The sequence below is a fragment of the Ruminococcus sp. RTP21359st1_H3_RTP21359_211015 genome (assembly GCF_040909065.1).
In the GTDB taxonomy this organism is placed as follows: domain Bacteria; phylum Bacillota; class Clostridia; order Oscillospirales; family Ruminococcaceae; genus Hominimerdicola; species Hominimerdicola aceti.
Genome location: NZ_JBDGDD010000015.1, coordinates 1 through 17,698, shown reverse-complemented (window position 1 = coordinate 17,698; position 17,698 = coordinate 1). Strand labels below are relative to the sequence as shown.

Here is a 17,698-nt window from a genome sequence, read left to right as displayed (position 1 = left end):
CATACTAACTCTATATAATATATACTATAATAGTTCAAAAAAGCCTTTATTTTTACATAAAGGCTGAATGTTTTTGTATAATCACACAAATTTCATGCAAAATCAGCAAGAAGATTTGTTTCTTCTGACAATTCAAGCTTGCCGCAGGATATATCCGTAAGCTGTTTTTTCAGCTTGTCTGAAAATTCAGACTTCACAAGAAACGCAAGATCTACAGAATCGGCAAAGTCCTCTTTTTCCATTATCACGCCATATTCAGGCAGTGCATAGCTGACCTTGCCATAAAGTGTATAGTCGCAGGAAAAGGATATTCTTGAACACTCACACATTTTCATTTTTCTTGCAGCGTTCACCGCCATTGAACAACCCTGAGAATAGGCTCTTGTAAGACCGCTTGCCCCCAAAAGTATTCCACCGAAATATCGTGTCACCACCACACAAACGTCTGTAAGCCCAGATTTGTTTATTACATCAAGCACAGGCACTCCGCCTGTACCCTGTGGCTCGCCGTCGTCGCTGTATCGTGAAACGTTACCCTCTCTCAACACATAGGCATAGACGTTGTGCCTAGCCTTGCGGTTTTCGGCTTTTATCCTGTTTATAAATGCGACAGCCTCATCAGCTGTGCTGACAGGTGCGATATGCCCGATAAATTCAGACTTTTTCTCCGTAAAGCTCGCCTGAGCTTCCTCATAGATTGTTGTATATCCCATTTGGTTTCCTCATATAAAAGAAAAAAGGAACGGAATTATCCGTTCCCTTTGAAAATTAGTCAAGATTAAATCTCTTCTTGAATCTGTCAACACGTCCGCCTGTATCTACGAGCTTCTGCTTACCTGTGTAGAATGGGTGGCACTTAGAACAAATTTCAACCTTGATATCCTTCTTTGTAGAACGAGTATGGATAACATTACCGCATGCGCAAGTAATTGTTGTTTCCTCATACTTTGGGTGAATTCCTTCTCTCATTTGACTTCCTCCTTCCAAACTAAAATTATGACTCATAGAAGCCCATCATTTCAGTTTAGACAGTAGTTCTATGTAGTATTTATCAATATGCTGAACAAATCAGCTTTATTATTATACCATTATATACGTCACTTGTCAAGCACTTAACACTTTTTTTACATTTATCCTGCTTATTTCGACAAAACAAAAAGGCAACCCATCGGCTGCCCTTTGCTTGTGTAAAAATTTTGGAGAGGATGAAACGAGCTAAGAGTTTGATCTTAGTGTTTACATTCTTTTTCTTTCTCTGTTCTACATTACATATTATAGCCTTTAGGGGCTGTAACTTCAAGAACAGACAAGTTACATTTCACTACAATACTGTTACAAATTATTTCAATTTGTAACTTTAAAATAACCTTAAATTTTCCTCAAAGCAGGCTTATTATTCGTGGTCAACTCCGTATGCTGCACGGTATTCCAGCATTTTGTCAAGATACTCTTTGCCCTCAACAACACCGTCCTGAATAGCCTTGATGATATCGTTGATGTTTACGATAGAGTATACCTTTACGCCAAAGTCTTTATAAGCCTGTTCAACAGCTGAAAGGTCGGTGTCAAGAGCCTTTTCCATTCTGTCAACTGTTATCACCATGCCTGTTACGTTTACGTCTGCGGCACTTTTGAGCTTTGGCATTGACTCTCTGAGAGCCTTTCCTGATGTCATAACATCGTCGATGATTATTACCTTTTCTCCGTCTGCAAGCTTCTTTCCAACGAACATTCCGCCCTCGCCGTGATCCTTAGCTTCCTTTCTGTCAAAGCAGTAAGAAACGTCAATGCCATACTTTGTTGCAAGCGCGATAACGGCTGAAACAGCAAGAGGGATACCCTTATATGCAGGTCCGAAAAGTGTTTCAACAGGTATTTTGTTGTCAGCTATGCAATCAGCGTAAAAGCCGCCCAGCTTTGCAAGCTGTTCGCCTGTTTTATAGTTTCCGCAGTTGATGAAATACGGAGCTTTTCTTCCACTTTTAAGAGTGAAGTCGCCAAATGTGAGAACTCCGCTGTCTACCATAAATTTTATAAATTCTTCCTTGTAGGTCATATTGAACTTCCTTTCAATTATGTTATTTTGATTATACCACATTTTTCACGGCTTTGCAAGGTTTTTTTGTCTGCCGAACATAAGTCCGTGAGAGCCTGTGGCAAGGCAGAAAACACCGTGTTCACGCATATCACCGCATATTGAGTGTATAACGCCGTATTGCTGACTATCGGTGTTTATACGTGCGAAACTTTCGCCCAGATCATCAGAAATATAAAAGCCGTATTCGCCACTGATATTTCCTGTGACATACATTGCAGGAGTTTCTTCAAGCCCTTTTCCAAAGCCTATGCAGTTTATCCTGTCCTCAGGGAGAATATCACTTATACCCACGCTGTCACTCTTTATCTCGAAGCGGTAAAGTCCTTTTATGCCGTTTGCAAGCCAGAATACTCCGCTTTTATCTGGCTGTCTTGAAAGCTGATAGTGAGCGTATCGTGGACACTTTATGTCCGTTTTTATGGACACTTCTCTGAAAGTTGCACCTTTATCACGGCTGATGTAAAGCCCCAGATTTTCTCGTTCTGCTATGGCGAAGAAAAAATCGCTGTTGTAATAGTCCGAGAAAATTTTTACGTTGTGTTCATCTGCTGAGTTTCCACTGCTGTCCGTAAAAATGGACTTTTGCCATGTTTTGCCCTCATCGTCGGTATAGCAGACAGCCTTGTTAGAAAAGCCTCTGCCGCCTGCAACAGCCCACATTATGCGTTTGCCGTCGGCAGATATCGCTGTCCAACCTGAGTCTACATTAGGCTTTTCGATGTTGTCAAGCTTTTTGTCTATAAATTCAGAAAGCCCACGGGGCATGGGAAGTCTTTCCCACGTTGAACCGCAATCTTTGGATAAGATCAGACCACCTTTTGTTTTGCCCGTCCAGTTGCCACGGGGAGTTGCGACGATGTATTCGGGGTCGCTGAGGGTGAGATCAGCATTAAGGCAGGTGATGTAGCGGTCGCCATTTTCGTTTGCAAAGGAATTTTCGCACTCACTGTCATAATCTTCAAAGGCAAAGCCACCAAGGTCGCCAATGATATCTATAATGCGATTTCTGCCATGGGGAGTGGTGTATACATTAAGGTGAACAGTTTCCTCGATGCCCTCGCAGAATGGTTTGACAAGCACATCTCCGCTTGCAAGACCTGTTATCATGAACAGACCTGTTCCTGTGTTGAACAAGGCTGTGTCGCTGTCAAAAGGTGAAAGCTTTATGTCGCTTATCCAGTGGACACAGTTTCCGCCGCCGTTGTATCGTGGTTTCATGTATGGGATATTCCAATCAAAGCGGCTATATTCAAGCCTGTTCATTATTATCTTCCAGCTTTCACCGCTGTCGGTGCTTGTATAGATTATATCTCCGCCATTTTTTCGGCAGACAGTTGATAGCAAAAGCATTTTGCCATTGGAACATATTGCGCTGTAGCCGCATGGGATATGGTCCTCGGGGGTGATGTCTTTGTTAAAAACAGGCACGCCATTTTCAATGCGGTATCTGTATACCTTGCCGCCTGAAAGCGAGCCTGTGTCGCAGGCATAAGCACCCATGCCACCGTAGAATACTTCTCCGCTTGAAGCAAGAGTGATGTATATATATATGCTGTCGCTGGTGATACGCTGTGGCACGAAGCCATAATAGGAGGAGTTTTCGTACTTCATAGGGTCGGGGGCGGTGAGGGGAACGAAGCTTTTCAAGCCGTCTGTGGAGCAATACAGAGTGTGACCTCTTGTTACACCGTCAGGGGAGTTTGCTTCACCTGAACAGCCTGCTATAAAAAGTTTGCCCTCACTGTCTGTCCATATAAGAGAGATGTTTTTCTCACCAAACAGGTCTATGCTTTGCCAGCTTTCGCCCATATCCTCAGAATAGATAATTCCTGCGGTCTGAGAGCCGAAATACAGCCTGCTGTTTTTGTAAATAAGTCTGTCACCTGTGGCTCTGCCAACTTCGTTTCCATGAACGCTACATGGGATAGGCTTTTGTGTGATATTTTCACCCTTATCAGAAGATATGCAGATATAATTTGAGCGTTTATCTCCGCAGGTGAAAAACAGCTTATTTGGGTCGTTTTCGTCAAGGGCTATTGCAAGGGGATAGGTCTGTGCAGGGTCGTCTGCGGTAACTTTGTCTGCCAGATAGACCCATGTGTTTTTGTCAAAGTCATAGCGGTAGATACCGCCTATGTCGGTGCGTATATAAAGCGTTTTGCTGTCGGTGGGGTGGAAAGTGATACCTGTCACAAAGCCGCCTCCGCCTATTTTCAGATTGCCATATTCGTATTTGACAGGTGAAAGAAGTTTCATATTTTTCTCCGTTACCATTCGATAGTAGAGACGTCAACAGGGTCTTTGTTTATCTCAACTTTGTCTACCTTGCTGTTTTTTACGGTTATAACTCTGTCAGCCATTGGTGCGATTGCGGAGTTGTGGGTGATGACTATAACTGTCACACCGTCATTTCGGCAGGTATCCTGCAAAAGTCTGAGGATATTTTTACCTGTGTTGTAATCAAGAGCGCCCGTTGGTTCGTCGCAAAGAAGAAGCTTAGGATTTTTCGCCAATGCTCGTGCGATAGAAACACGCTGCTGCTCGCCGCCTGAAAGCTGGGAGGGGAAGTTGTTCATTCTGTCCTCGAGTCCCACTTTTTTCAGCACTTCTTCAGGCTTTGAGGCATGTGCGCATATCTGTGTGGCAAGCTCTACATTTTCCTTAGCAGTAAGATTATTCACAAGGTTATAGAATTGAAAAACAAAGCCTATGTCATATCTGCGGTATGTTGTGAGCTGCTTTTTATTAAAAGTGGCAATGTCCTTGCCGTCAACAAGGATCTTGCCCTCGTCGCAGGTATCCATGCCGCCGAGCATATTAAGTATAGTAGTTTTTCCTGCACCGCTTGCGCCTACTATAACAGCAAATTCGCCTTTTTCTATCTCAAATGAAACACCGTCTGCGGCATTTATGGTTATCTCGCCCATTTTGTATCTTTTATAAACGTTCTCGAATTTTACAAAGCTCATAGTCTGCACCCCCATATTGTCTTTACGTTATTGTATCACAATAATATGAACATTTCAAGGGCTTTTGCTACTTGAAATGGTGGAAGTGATATGTTATAATTGTATCTGAAATAGGCGTGAGCCTCACATTTTGACAAGGAGAGATATAAATGGAATTTCAGAAGCTTATTGAAAGCAGAAGAAGCATAAGAAAATATGACGGCAGTAAAAAGGTAACAAAAGAGCAGATAGAAACGCTCATAGCTGCCGCAACAGAAGCACCATCGTGGAAAAACTCTGAAACTGCAAGGTATTACTGCGTTCTAAGCGACGAGATGACAAAGAGGGTAAGAGAGGAGTGCTTGCCTGGATTTAACAGAGAAAGGTCTGAAAATGCGGCGCTTCTTGTAACGACTTTTGTACATACAAGAGCAGGTTTTGACAAAGAGGGTGATCCTGATAATGAAGTCGGCAATGGCTGGGGTTTTTACGATCTTGGTCTGCACAATGAGATACTTCTTCTCAAAGCGGCTGAGCTTGGCTTAGGCTCGCTTGTAATGGGCATCAGGGACGGAGAAAAGCTTCGTGAGGTGCTTGAAATACCTGAAAGCGAGATTGTAGTATCGGTTATAGCCGTTGGCTATCCTGCAGAAGCCCCTGCCAGACCTAAAAGGAGAGCTGTTGAGGATATTGCAAAGTTCTTTTAATATGGGAGTTATGCAGTTTTTTAGCTTGTATTTGTGATATTGACCTTCCTGCGCTTTAGTTTGGTCGTCAGACCTTTCTTACAGCATGGGGAGGCCTTTTTGTGCATAAAAATAAGGCGTTAGAACAAAATCTAACGCCTTATTGATATTCTTTTGAACACGAAGTCTTATCGTTTTTCACATTACAAGACTTGTGAAGTGGCTTAAAACCTTACTTCATAGCCTCTTCAACTGCAACTGCGCAAGCAACTGTAGCACCAACCATTGGGTTGTTACCCATACCGATAAGACCCATCATCTCAACGTGTGCAGGAACTGAAGAAGAACCAGCAAACTGAGCGTCGCTGTGCATTCTTCCCATTGTATCTGTCATACCATAAGAAGCAGGACCAGCAGCCATGTTATCTGGGTGCAGAGTTCTACCTGTTCCTCCGCCTGAAGCTACTGAGAAGTATTTCTTGCCCTTCTCAAGTCTTTCCTTCTTGTATGTACCTGCAACTGGGTGCTGGAATCTTGTTGGGTTTGTTGAGTTACCTGTGATAGAAACGTCTACGTTCTCTTTCCACATGATAGCAACGCCCTCGGTAACATCGTTAGCACCGTAGCAGTTTACCTTAGCTCTCAGACCATCAGAGTATGCCTTACGGAATACTTCCTTAACTTCGCCTGTGTAGTAATCCATTTCTGTTTCAACATATGTGAAGCCGTTGATTCTAGCGATGATCTGTGCAGCGTCCTTGCCAAGACCGTTAAGAATAACTCTCAGAGGCTTTGTTCTAACCTTGTTAGCCTTCTCAGCGATACCGATAGCACCCTCAGCGGCAGCGAATGATTCGTGGCCTGCGAGGAATGCGAAGCACTCTGTATCCTCTTCAAGAAGCATCTTGCCGAGGTTACCGTGACCAAGACCAACCTTTCTCTGGTCAGCTACAGAGCCAGGGATACAGAAAGCCTGAAGTCCCTCACCGATAGCAGCAGCAGCGTCAGCAGCTCTTGTGCAGCCCTTCTTGATAGCGATAGCGCAGCCTACTGTGTAAGCCCACTTAGCGTTCTCAAAGCAGATAGGCTGAATGCCCTCAACGAGCTTATAAATGTCAAGACCCTTAGCCTTGCATACGTCAGCACACTCTTCGATAGTGTTGATACCGTACTGATTGATAACAGCAAGGATCTGCTTTTCTCTTCTCTCATATGATTCAAATAAAGCCATTGTAACAAATCCTCCTTATTCTTTTCTTGGGTCAACGATCTTAACAGCGTCAGCTACTCTACCGTACTGACCCTGTGCTTTTTCAAAAGCAGTGTTAGCATCGTCGCCAGCCTTGATGAAGTCCATCATCTTGCCGAAGTTTACAAACTTGTAGCCGATGATCTCGTCATCTTCGTTAAGTGCAAGACCTGTAACATAGCCGTCTGTCATTTCAAGGTATCTAGGACCCTTTGCAAGTGTACCATACATAGTACCTACCTGTGAACGAAGTCCCTTACCAAGGTCCTCAAGACCAGCGCCTACTACAAGACCGCCCTCAGAGAATGCACTCTGTGAACGACCGTAAACGATCTGGAGGAAAAGCTCTCTCATAGCTGTGTTGATAGCGTCGCAAACGAGGTCTGTGTTAAGAGCCTCGAGAACTGTTCTGCCTGGAAGGATCTCTGATGCCATAGCAGCAGAATGTGTCATACCTGAGCAGCCGATAGTTTCAACGAGACATTCCTGGATAACGCCCTCTTTTACGTTAAGTGTCAGCTTGCAGCAGCCCTGCTGTGGAGCACACCAGCCGATACCGTGTGTAAAGCCTGAGATATCCTTGATTTCCTTAGCTTTTACCCACTTTGCTTCTTCTGGAATTGGAGCTGCACCGTGAGCAACGCCCTGAGCGATAGGGCACATTGTTTCAACTTCGTGAGAATAAACCATTATTTACATAACTCCTCTCAAATGATTTTGGTGTAAATGTTGTATATTACATACACTCGTATTATAACGCATATTTCGCCATTTTGCAATAGTATTTTATGATTTTTAATATTTTTTTCTCATTCTGTGGTAATTATAACGCTGCTGAGAGGTGCGAGTCTGAGTGGCAGCTTATAGTTTGTGGTATAAAGACCGCTGTTTATGCAGTTTGATCCACTATAAATATCACGGTCAGAGTTGAGAAGCTCTTTGTAGGCTCCGTTTTGCTCGACCTTCAGGCTATAGTTCTGATAGCTTCCGGAAAAATTGAACACCATATAAAGCGTTTTGCCGGAAGGGTCGCTTCTGCGGTAGGCATAAATGCACTGATTTTTGTTGTCTGCGTCTATCCAGCGGAAAGATGTGGAATTATAGTCGGACTTATACAGTGCAGGCTGTTCAAGATAAAGCTTGTGGAGTGCTTTCACATACTCGTGTAATGAATCGTGTATAGGATATGTAAGCAAATTCCAGCCAAGCTCTTTTTCATCACGCCATTCAAGATATTCGCCAAGCTCGTTGCCCATGAAATTGAGTTTCTTGCCAGGGTGAGTGAACTGGAAAGTATACAGTGCCCTTATGGTAGCAAACTGCTCCTGCTGACTGCCGAACACCTTATCCACCATGGTTTTCTTGCCGTGAACTACCTCGTCGTGGGAATAAGGAAGAATGAAAAGGTCATTATAGAAATAACTCATGGAGAAAGTCATTTTATTGTGATGATTTCTGCGTTCAAAAGGCGGAGTCTTTATATAATTGATGGTATCGTTCATGAAGCCCAGATCCCATTTATAGTCAAAGCCAAGACCGCCGAACTCAACAGGGGCAGTTACCTTTGTGTAGTTTGTGGAATCTTCTGCGAAAAGCATAACGTCAGGGTGCATTTTCTGAATGGTGTAATTAGTGTTCTTCAAGAACCATATACCGCTGTCGTTCACTGCGTCATCAGTGTGGCCGTGACGATATATAAGGTTTGCAACTGCGTCATATCTCAATCCGTCAACATGATATTTTTCTATCCAGAAATTAACTGAGGATTTTACAAAGCTAAGCACATGAGGCTTTGTGTAGTCAAACAGGGCAGTACCCCACTCGGAGTATCTGTCATACTCATTGTCGCTTTCAAAGAGGAAGCTTCCGTCATATATGTGCAGGGCATAGAAATCACGGACAAAATGTACGGGTACAAAGTCCAGAATAATGCCGATATTTTCCGCATGACAAGCGTCTATGAACTTCATAAGCCCTCTGGGGTCGCCGTAACGGCTGGTTGCGGAGAAATATCCCGACACCTGATAGCCCCATGAGCCGTCATAAGGATATTCCGTCAGTGGCAGAAGCTCGATATGGGTATAGCCCATTTCCTTTACATAAGGTATGAGCAGGTCTATCATTTCTTCATAGGTGTAAAAGCGGTCGGTTTCTTCTTTTCCCTCTTTTATGCGCCACGAGCCGAAATGCACCTCATATATGTTCATAGGCTTTTCATAGCATTTGTCACGCTTTGAGAGCCATTCTTGGTCATTCCAGTTATAGCTGTCGATATCATACACCACAGACGCATTTTTCGGTCTTACCTCGCTGTACACCGCAAATGGGTCTGAGCGGTAGTGCTTTTCAAGAGTAGGCGTTGTGATAACATACTGATAAATGTCACCCTCTTTTGCAGGGTGTTCAACGCTCCATACCCCACGTTCATCGCATTCCATAGGGATAATATCTCCATTCAGGCAAAGCTCTACCTTTCTTGCATGGGGCGCATAGGTGGAAAATCTTATGCCGTTCTCTATTTTTACTGCCCCCAGGGCTTCATACGCTCTACAGCTTTGACCATTTATAAATTCTGTGATGATATTGTTTTTCATGCCGTTTCCCCCTGTGAAAAATATGATAATGATAAAATATTTATAAAAAGTTATTGAAATTTCATAAATTTATGATATAATGAAAGTTGGCGCGAATTGTCTGCTTTTTTGACATTAATCCAGCTTAGTCTGATTTTTCCTCAAAAAAGACCTTTTGTCGTTATGAATCTGAAAGGAATGTAGTTAAATGTCAAGCTCTGCGATAACCAAAAGTGCTTTGTGTGATTCACTGAAAAAACTCTGCGAGCAAAAACCCTTTGATAAAATATCCATATCCGATATAACAGGTGAGTGCGGTCTTAACCGCCAGTCTTTTTATTACCATTTTCAGGATAAATATGAGCTTTTGAGCTATATATATCTTCACGAGCTTTTCGCTGACATCACCAAAGGCGTAAACTACGACAACTGGTATGAGCGTCTTGAAGGATTTCTCGTAAATATGCTCAAAGACAAGCGCTTTTACTCAAACACGCTAAAAAGCAACGAAAAGATATTCGAGCATTATCTTTTCAGAAGTATGCACAAGCTGTTCATCAGATTTTTCTATCACGCTGTTGCTATAACCAGAAAGCGTTCCGATAAGGCGAAGTTCTTTGCCGATTTTTATTCTCATGGCTATTGCGGAATAATAATAGATTGGGCAACGGGCGGAATGAGAGAAACTCCACATGACGTAATGCTGAAAATGCGTGAGCTTGCATACGAAAATGTTACCATTGGTGAGGGATTCAGACAGAACCTTTGACAAAAGTCACACAATCACTTTGTTATTTTATCATATTTTATGTAATAAGTGAATAGACAAACCCAAACATACGACAAAAAAAGCGACAGATCCAGATTTCTGTCGCTTTTATTTTTTTCCTACTTTGAAGCTTTTGATTTTCTTCTGTCAATAATAACGAATGCTATGAATATCAGCAAGCCTGCCCCTGAGAGAACTATGCCCTCGTGGAGCAACGGTGCGGTAAAGGTTATCTTTATGCTGTGGCTGCCCTTTGGTATCTTGAAGCCAAGGAATGCAGTGTCGGTCTTTTCACACTGCACCTCTTTGCCGTCGATCTCAGCGGTGAAACCGTCGGTATACGGAATGGAAATAGTGAAATAGCCGTCATTTTTAACGTCTATAGTGCCGTTTATCACATCTCCGTGAGAGGTCTTCTTGTCTATCATGAACGGGTCAACGTCACGCACAAGGCTGTCTTTGTCGATGACATAACAGCGAACGTTGGTTATCTCATACTTGCCGTCAGAGAAATTCACCTTAACGCTGTCTGCGCTATAGTCCTGACCTGTGGTTATGACATATTCAAAACGTCTGTTATTATTGTAATACTTCCAATCAGGTGCAGTGAGCTTGTTTTTATTGCCGTTTATGGACACCCAAGCGTCCTTTCTGCCACCCTTTATATCGTTGTTCACATTGAAAGATACAAACATTATCTCATTGTTCGTGAGCGTTTCGGGAAGCGTTATCTCCTGAGTGAAAGGCTTTTTAGCGTCAATGGTGTATTTTCCCCATTCACGCTTTATCTGGTCGCACTCTGTAAAGTTGATGGAGCGTACCTTTTTGATATCAGATGAAAATGACTTTTCCGTCTTATCCTCAACTATTATATTATTGAAAAGAGCTTCCACTGAGTAAGGATAATTCAGGGAATTATATTCTTTTCTGCCGATAAGAGCATTGGTAGCATATCCGAAAGGCAGAACGTCATTGTTTTCATAAAGTGAAAGGCTTCCGCTCTCTTTTATCTTCTTGTAGCCTGACACTGCCTTTACCGGGTCGTCAGTGATAAGATATCTGTTTGAAAAATACATATCAGCAATAAGGCTTCGTGTCTGAGTGGTCAGGGAAGTGTTGCGGTATGAATTTTCGTTGTATATCTCGCTGTAATAAAATTTGTTGTAATCTTTATTGTGCAGTGAGGAATATATTGACATGGTGTAATAATCTGCATTATATATCATGTTCACTGTGTTCACTTCGTCAACGCAGTTTGAAGTCCTCGATATCTCCTCTTGCGAGCCGACATAATCTGCAAGTGTATTCATATCACTGCTGTTATCATATTCAAGCTCTCTTAAAGGCACAAGCTCGTCTGCAAAGTTTGCATATACTGTGGATACCACGAGGCAAAGGGACATTCCTATATTAAGTATGAACTCTTTTTTGCAACGTCTGTATACAAACAGGCTCGACATAAGCACAACAAAGTCAAGGATAATATAAAACTCCACTTTTTTGGTGGTCTTGAACCAGAAAACTCCTGCCAATGCAACTAAAAGGGTTATCACTGCAAGTGGTTTAAGCTTTAGCTTTCCTCTAATTATATCAAAATAGGTGTGTCCGAAAAGGAGCATACCAAGAGGAAGGAAAGGTATAAGAACTTTCGGGTCAACATACAGTGTGCCGTTTAACATATAGACTATTATAGGGCAGGTGGCTATTACCATCATAACGATCCCAAGAAATCTTCTATAGCGTTGTTTTGAGAACACCGCCGATATTATGCTAAGCACTGTGAAAAGGCAAAGCCCCATTGAATAGTGATAATAGAGCAGGAATTTCAAGTTTACGCCTGGTATGAACGACTTGAGATCAACATGGCTGTTGCCTGCCTCTCTGCCTGAGAGCATACAGTGCAGTGTCGGCAGGATAAGCACGCACGCCATTATCACTGCTAGGATAAGCCTGAAAGCGAATGCTGTTCCGTCTTTGCAGAACTTCTTGAAAGTTGGCTTTTCATTTATTTTCAGCCAGCGGTAAACGCCATACACTGCCATTGCCGCAAGACCCGACACAGCAAAGAAATAGCTTGTCATGAGCATCAAAAATGCCCAAAGCGTCACCATGTATTTTCTCTTGCCCTCAAAATAATCCTCGATAGCCATAAAACCTAAAAGCAGGAACGGCATATAATTCACGAACATTATGTGCCTGTGACTGTGGAAGATAAGGGGCGCTGAAAAGAGAAACACAAAGCTCAGTGCAAACGCTGTGTTGTCTGTGAATTTCTGCCGCATCCATATATAGAATATCCACAGGCTTGCTATAATGCCTATTATGGATACTATCTGTATATAGGTGGACATTTTCACAAAGGGCAGAAGATAAGAAAAAAGTATTATAGGCGAATAAAGCCCATAATATGACAGATTATAGATGTTCTCACCACAACCTATGTTCGGAGCAAAGGAGGGAAAAAAGTCCCCTGTTTTGTAAAAGAGCTTTCTGAAATAATCAGGGATAGCATAGTGCTGTCCGCCCCAATCAAGCTCAGAGCCATAGGCGTATTTAAACCTTGTGAGTGCAAGGACAAACAGAAGATATACCCCCGTAAGCACACAAAGATGTATTATATTTTTCTTACTGAGCTTCATTCACAGCCACTCCCAGCGCAGTTGCAGTTTGTTTTTTCATTTCAGGGTGTTCGCTGTAGCGTTTATACAGCGTCCAATCCTCATAATAAGCCATATGCCACAGCTTGTCTACAGTTTTCTCCTGAGAGGTATACATATCCGCAAGCTTTTTCTTGAACTCGTATCTCTCTTTTGATATCTTTGGCAAAGTGTTGCCCACCACTTTCAGACGGCTAGCCTTGTAATACTTGCCAAAGCAGTAAAGGTCGCACTGGATATCGTTTTTATCGTATATCTCAGTGACGTAATTATGCACGTTTACATGGTGGATATGACCATATTCGCCTTTTTGATTATGCACAGCTATAAGCTTCCAATCCTTGCAGGTCATTATCTTTTCAAGGTCAGATTCGATACCGTCCTTAACAAGCGCCCAATCGTCACGCTTACCCCTGACTTTATCAGGATATTCAAGCATTATACACTCGTTGCCCGAGGCAGTCACCACGTCCTTGAACTCCTGAGAACGCACCTTATTTCTTCCGTTTGTTACACACACAACAAGATAGCCTTTATCATAAAGATGTCCTCCGCCCCAAAGCACTTCGTCATCAGGGTGAGCCACTATCATAAGCTTATCAGCCTTTGATGATGAAGCAAGCTGTAACTGTATAGCGGATATAGGCGTAACGTCATAAGCCTGATTGATCGTATCTCTTATATGCCTTTTGTAGCCTAAAAACCACAGTGTGCCTATAAAAATGACTATTGCCAGAATTATTGCTGTTTCCTTTATATGCCGTCTTGTAAATCTGAGCATAAAAATGCCCGCACCCTTGCAGGATCTCTTCTGCGAGATACGGGCGTTCACCTCTTTCTTTATTACTTGTTGTTCACATAGTCTATAAATCTTTCAAATGCAGCTTTTCCGTCTTTGTTTCTCTTATAAACGCCTGCATGTTCAAGCACCTTTGCGAACACGATGCCTATTTCTTTCTGCAAGACCTCATGAACGTTCTCGGCTGTTATATTGTTTTTCTTTGATATCTCCTCAGCCCAATCAGCGTGCTTTTCTATCAGCTTGTCACGGCGTACACCCTCTGTTCCCTCTGTGACCAGAACCTGAGCAAGCTTCTCCATTTCGCCTTTAAGTCTTGACGGAAGCACTGCAAGACCCATTACTTCGATAAGACCGATATTTTCTTTCTTTATATGATGAAGCTCCTGATGGGGGTGATAAACGCCAAGAGGATATTCCTCGGTTGTGATGTTGTTTCTAAGCACAAGGTCAAGCTCATATCTGCCGTTTCTCATTCTTGCGATAGGGGTGATAGTGTTGTGCGGCTCACCTTCAGTTTCAGCGTAAATGAACGCTTCTTCGTCGGTGTAGCCCCTCCAGGCTTTGAGTATCTTGTCAGCAAGGTCAACGAGAGCGTTTTTGTCCTCGCTGTTTATTCTGATAACTGACATAGGCCATTTAACGATGCCAGCGTCAACGTTCTCAAAGCCCTTGAAAACTATCTTTTCTTCAACAGGGGCTTTCGCCATTGCAAAAGTATAATGACCACCCTGAAAATGTTCGTGCGAAAGGATAGATCCGCCAACGATAGGCAGGTCAGCGTTTGAACCTATGAAATAGTGCGGAAACTGTCTAACAAAGTCGAAAAGCTTCTCAAATGCCGAACGGTCTATTACCATAGGCGTATGCTTCTTATTGAAAAGGATACAATGCTCGTTGTAATAAACATATGGGGAATACTGAAGTCCCCAGTCTGTGCCGTTTATTTTAAGGGATATAACACGGTGGTTCTGTCTTGCAGGGGAGTTCACTCGTCCTGCATATCCCACGTTCTCATAGCACAGCAGGCACTTAGGATATCCCGACTGCTTTGCAAGCTTTGCCGCCGCAATGGCTTTCGGGTCTTTTTCAGGCTTGGAAAGATTGATAGTTATATCAAGGTCGCCGTACTCTGTTGGAGCTATCCAGCGCATATCCTTCTTTACTCTGTATCTTCTTATGTAGTCCGTGTCCTGCGAAAGCTTGTAGAAATAGTCAGTTGCGACCTTTGCAGACTGGTGGTTGTAAAGTCCCCAGAACTTTGTGTCTACCTCTGACGGTCTTGGAGTAAGAAGCCCCATGAGTTTTGTGTCGAAAAGATCTCTGTATACAATAGAATTTTCTGTAAGGCCCTTTTCCACAGCGTAATCGAGAAGCTCTTTGAGAGTGCTTTCAAGATCAACGTTAGAAAACTCCTCCTCTGGTTCGTCATATTCCTCAAGGTCAAGGGCTTCAAGAAGCCTGTTTGTGGTATAAACTCTGTCGCTCTCCTCAATAAGTCCGCTTTCCAGACCATATGTTACAAGCTTTTTAATGCTTTCAAATATCATGTTATAGATCCCCTTTTGTACAAAAGTATGAGGAGGAACCCCCTCAGCCAGCATCTATTATTATAGACCATTGCTTATTCTTTGTCAACCGACAGACAGGCTAATTAAGATACTTTTAAGCATTTGAAAAGCGTAATAAGAATATTTTAAGATTATTTTGCAGGGGACGCCAGCCCCTACATTGAAGTTAGGGAAAACGATTTAGCACCGAATATTAACAAATTGTTAAATTGGCAATTGTCCTATTGACAAAAGCGGGAAGTATGGGTATAATAAAAACAATATGACAAAGGCGTTGACAGGAACAAAAGCAAAGTTCTGACATTACAGAGAGCCGTCGGTGGGTGCAAGACGGTATGCGAAATTTGTGATAACTCGTCCCCGAGCCTGAACGGTGAAATCTTATTAGCCGCTCACGGGTTCTCCCGTTATAGAGATACGCATTGATAGATGCGGCTGAGATATGCGGTTTGAGCCGTATATGAATGAGAGTGGTAACACGGCAAAGCTCGTCTCTCCTTTTTGGTAGGAGTGGCGATTTTTTTATGCCCTTTTCCACATCACTATCAAAATTATTATCGGCTTTATATTTATAAGGAGGATCTGACATGAAAAACGTAGAAAAGTATGAGAGAGGCTATTATATGCCTCCTGTAAAGTGCATGAAGTGGGCTGAAAAAGAGTATGTTGACCACGCTCCTGCATGGTGTTCTGTTGACCTGAGAGATGGAAATCAGGCTCTTATCATTCCTATGAGCCTTGAAGAAAAGCTGGAGTTTTTCACAAAGCTTGTTGAGATAGGCTTTAAGGAGATAGAGATAGGTTTCCCTGCCGCTTCTGAAACAGAGTATGAGTTCTGCCGCACACTTATCGAGAAGAACATGATACCTGACGACGTTACAATTCAGGTACTTACACAGTCAAGAGAGCATATCATAAAGAAAACATTTGAAGCTATCGACGGCGCAAAGAACGCTGTTGTTCATCTTTACAACTCAACATCTGTTGCACAGAGAGAGCAGGTTTTCCGCAAGTCTAAGGAAGAGATAATCAAGATAGCTACGGACGGCGCAAAGCTCTGCAACGAGTATAAAAAGCACGCAAAGGGTCATATCGTTTTCGAGTATTCTCCTGAGAGCTTCACAGGCACAGAGCCTGAGTTTGCAAGAGATATCTGCAACGCTGTTATCGACATTTGGCAGCCTACACCTGAGAACAAAGTCATCATCAATCTGCCTGTAACAGTTGAAATGTCAATGCCTCATGTTTATGCTCAGCAGGTAGAGTATATGTGCGACACTCTCCACAACAGAGAGAACGTTATAGTTTCACTTCACCCACATAATGACAGAGGCTGTGCAGTGGCAGACTGTGAAATGGGTCTGCTTGCAGGCGCTGACAGAATAGAGGGTACTTGCTTCGGCAATGGTGAGAGAACAGGCAATGCTGATATCGTTACTATCGCACTTAATATGTACACTCACGGAGTTGACCCTAAGCTGGACTTCTCAGATATGCCTGCACTGGTAGAGCTTTATGAGAGAGTAACAAGAATGAAGGTTTATGACAGAAGCCCATATTCAGGCGCACTTGTATTCGCTGCATTCTCAGGCTCACATCAGGACGCTATCGCAAAGGGCATGAACTGGAGAAAAGAGAAGAGCTGTGACAAGTGGACAGTTCCTTATCTTCCTATTGATCCGCATGACGTTGGCAGAGAGTATGACGGTGACGTTATCAGAATAAACTCGCAATCAGGCAAGGGCGGAATAGGCTTTATCCTCCAAAATCAGTTCGGCTACGATCTTCCAAAGAAGATGAGAGAGGACTTTGGCTACAAGGTAAAGGCTGTTTCAGACCACAAGCACAAAGAGCTTATGCCTGATGAGGTCTACAAGATATTCAAGGACGAGTACCTCAACAAGTGCGCACCTGTTGACATTCCTGAAGCACACTATGTTCAGAAGCAGAACGGCACTATCTGTGCCGCTATCACAGCTTCAGTAAACGGCGTAACAAACGATCATACAGCAGAGGGCAACGGACGTCTTGACGCTGTGGCAAATGCTATCAAGCAGGCTTTGAACTTTGATTTTACCGTAGAAACATACACAGAACACGCTCTTGAAAGAAAGTCAACATCTGAGGCTGTTTCGTATGTTGGAATTTCCTGCGGTGATAAGATGTATTGGGGCGTCGGCAGACACTCAGATATCATCGTATCTTCTATCAAGGGTCTTGTTTCAGCTATCAACAACGCTTTTGCAGATAAGAAGTAATGAATAAAAATTTAAGGCGCTGTAAAAAAAAGCGCAACAAAGCCCGTGGATTTCCTCGATATGGAAGCCCACGGGCTTTAATATATCACA

The 17,698-nt window shown here is 42.9% G+C and carries 14 protein-coding genes and 1 other annotated feature; of the genes, 3 read left to right on the top strand and 11 right to left on the bottom strand.

The genetic code is table 11. The features are described from left to right. Positions 1-92: 92 nt before the first annotated feature. The 5 genes from AB5Z01_RS07735 to AB5Z01_RS07715 form a co-directional block, all read right to left on the bottom strand. Positions 93-713 carry a YigZ family protein gene (locus AB5Z01_RS07735; protein ID WP_041337241.1) on the bottom strand — a complete coding sequence of 207 codons (621 nt, stop codon included), beginning with the start codon at positions 711-713 and terminating at the stop codon, positions 93-95. A gap of 55 nt (positions 714-768) precedes the next feature. Beyond that, positions 769-969, bottom strand: coding sequence for a 50S ribosomal protein L31 (gene rpmE, locus AB5Z01_RS07730; protein ID WP_022288282.1), 201 nt, complete (start codon positions 967-969; stop codon positions 769-771). Between the two features lie 424 nt (positions 970-1,393). Next, on the bottom strand, positions 1,394-2,056 hold the full coding sequence (gene pyrE / locus AB5Z01_RS07725) for an orotate phosphoribosyltransferase (RefSeq protein WP_041337243.1): 663 nt from the start codon (positions 2,054-2,056) through the stop codon (positions 1,394-1,396). A 45-nt stretch (positions 2,057-2,101) separates the two neighbouring features. Continuing rightward, on the bottom strand, positions 2,102-4,354 hold the full coding sequence (locus AB5Z01_RS07720; RefSeq protein WP_287215816.1) for a sialidase family protein: 2,253 nt from the start codon (positions 4,352-4,354) through the stop codon (positions 2,102-2,104). 11 nt (positions 4,355-4,365) lie between these two features. Next, positions 4,366-5,067 (bottom strand): ABC transporter ATP-binding protein, encoded by a 702-nt coding sequence (locus AB5Z01_RS07715; RefSeq protein ID WP_178086268.1) that lies wholly within the window; start codon positions 5,065-5,067, stop codon positions 4,366-4,368. A 149-nt stretch (positions 5,068-5,216) separates the two neighbouring features. On the opposite strand from AB5Z01_RS07715, the gene AB5Z01_RS07710 reads away from it, so the two are divergent. Continuing rightward, a complete protein-coding gene (locus AB5Z01_RS07710) occupies positions 5,217-5,753 on the top strand; it encodes a nitroreductase family protein (protein WP_022288286.1) in 537 nt (178 codons plus the stop codon). 211 nt (positions 5,754-5,964) lie between these two features. Here the strand turns inward: AB5Z01_RS07710 and AB5Z01_RS07705 are convergent, their stop codons facing one another. From AB5Z01_RS07705 to glgB, 3 genes are all read right to left on the bottom strand, one after another. After that, positions 5,965-6,963 (bottom strand): GGGtGRT protein, encoded by a 999-nt coding sequence (locus AB5Z01_RS07705; RefSeq protein ID WP_022288287.1) that lies wholly within the window; start codon positions 6,961-6,963, stop codon positions 5,965-5,967. 15 nt (positions 6,964-6,978) lie between these two features. Further along, positions 6,979-7,671 carry an iron-sulfur cluster assembly scaffold protein gene (locus AB5Z01_RS07700; RefSeq protein ID WP_022288288.1) on the bottom strand — a complete coding sequence of 231 codons (693 nt, stop codon included), beginning with the start codon at positions 7,669-7,671 and terminating at the stop codon, positions 6,979-6,981. Positions 7,672-7,790: 119 nt separating this feature from the next. After that, a complete protein-coding gene (gene glgB / locus AB5Z01_RS07695; protein WP_287215819.1) occupies positions 7,791-9,575 on the bottom strand; it encodes a 1,4-alpha-glucan branching protein GlgB in 1,785 nt (594 codons plus the stop codon). 187 nt (positions 9,576-9,762) lie between these two features. Between glgB and AB5Z01_RS07690 the strand changes: the two genes are divergently transcribed. Then, positions 9,763-10,323 carry a TetR/AcrR family transcriptional regulator C-terminal domain-containing protein gene (locus tag AB5Z01_RS07690; protein WP_022288290.1) on the top strand — a complete coding sequence of 187 codons (561 nt, stop codon included), beginning with the start codon at positions 9,763-9,765 and terminating at the stop codon, positions 10,321-10,323. 119 nt (positions 10,324-10,442) lie between these two features. Here AB5Z01_RS07690 and AB5Z01_RS07685 read toward each other — a convergent pair whose 3' ends face one another. The 3 genes from AB5Z01_RS07685 to galT form a co-directional block, all read right to left on the bottom strand. Next, a complete protein-coding gene (locus tag AB5Z01_RS07685) occupies positions 10,443-12,962 on the bottom strand; it encodes a YfhO family protein (protein ID WP_287215821.1) in 2,520 nt (839 codons plus the stop codon). Continuing rightward, complete coding sequence (locus tag AB5Z01_RS07680) at positions 12,949-13,761, bottom strand: PIG-L family deacetylase (RefSeq protein ID WP_267300294.1); 813 nt, start codon at positions 13,759-13,761, stop codon at positions 12,949-12,951. Before AB5Z01_RS07680 ends, AB5Z01_RS07685 begins: the two co-directional genes overlap by 14 nt. Positions 13,762-13,823: 62 nt before the next feature. Further along, the gene (gene galT, locus AB5Z01_RS07675; RefSeq protein WP_287215825.1) at positions 13,824-15,329 is read right to left on the bottom strand and encodes a UDP-glucose--hexose-1-phosphate uridylyltransferase; all 1,506 of its coding nucleotides are present in this window, start codon (positions 15,327-15,329) and stop codon (positions 13,824-13,826) included. Positions 15,330-15,615: 286 nt separating this feature from the next. After that, positions 15,616-15,849 (top strand) — a binding site (T-box leader). Between the two features lie 88 nt (positions 15,850-15,937). On the opposite strand from galT, the gene AB5Z01_RS07670 reads away from it, so the two are divergent. Continuing rightward, positions 15,938-17,608 (top strand): 2-isopropylmalate synthase, encoded by a 1,671-nt coding sequence (locus AB5Z01_RS07670; RefSeq protein WP_368365438.1) that lies wholly within the window; start codon positions 15,938-15,940, stop codon positions 17,606-17,608. The last annotated feature ends 90 nt before the right edge of the window (positions 17,609-17,698 follow it).

Bases quoted from the DNA above. Each gene is read 5' to 3' on its own strand.
- AB5Z01_RS07735 (WP_041337241.1), bottom strand. From the start codon at position 713: ATGGGATATACAACAATCTATGAGGAAGCTCAGGCGAGCTTTACGGAG.
- rpmE (WP_022288282.1), bottom strand. From the start codon at position 969: ATGAGAGAAGGAATTCACCCAAAGTATGAGGAAACAACAATTACTTGC.
- pyrE (WP_041337243.1), bottom strand. From the start codon at position 2,056: ATGACCTACAAGGAAGAATTTATAAAATTTATGGTAGACAGCGGAGTT.
- AB5Z01_RS07720 (WP_287215816.1), bottom strand. From the start codon at position 4,354: ATGAAACTTCTTTCACCTGTCAAATACGAATATGGCAATCTGAAAATA.
- AB5Z01_RS07715 (WP_178086268.1), bottom strand. From the start codon at position 5,067: ATGAGCTTTGTAAAATTCGAGAACGTTTATAAAAGATACAAAATGGGC.
- AB5Z01_RS07710 (WP_022288286.1), top strand. From the start codon at position 5,217: ATGGAATTTCAGAAGCTTATTGAAAGCAGAAGAAGCATAAGAAAATAT.
- AB5Z01_RS07705 (WP_022288287.1), bottom strand. From the start codon at position 6,963: ATGGCTTTATTTGAATCATATGAGAGAAGAGAAAAGCAGATCCTTGCT.
- AB5Z01_RS07700 (WP_022288288.1), bottom strand. From the start codon at position 7,671: ATGGTTTATTCTCACGAAGTTGAAACAATGTGCCCTATCGCTCAGGGC.
- glgB (WP_287215819.1), bottom strand. From the start codon at position 9,575: ATGAAAAACAATATCATCACAGAATTTATAAATGGTCAAAGCTGTAGA.
- AB5Z01_RS07690 (WP_022288290.1), top strand. From the start codon at position 9,763: ATGTCAAGCTCTGCGATAACCAAAAGTGCTTTGTGTGATTCACTGAAA.
- AB5Z01_RS07685 (WP_287215821.1), bottom strand. From the start codon at position 12,962: ATGAAGCTCAGTAAGAAAAATATAATACATCTTTGTGTGCTTACGGGG.
- AB5Z01_RS07680 (WP_267300294.1), bottom strand. From the start codon at position 13,761: ATGCTCAGATTTACAAGACGGCATATAAAGGAAACAGCAATAATTCTG.
- galT (WP_287215825.1), bottom strand. From the start codon at position 15,329: ATGATATTTGAAAGCATTAAAAAGCTTGTAACATATGGTCTGGAAAGC.
- AB5Z01_RS07670 (WP_368365438.1), top strand. From the start codon at position 15,938: ATGAAAAACGTAGAAAAGTATGAGAGAGGCTATTATATGCCTCCTGTA.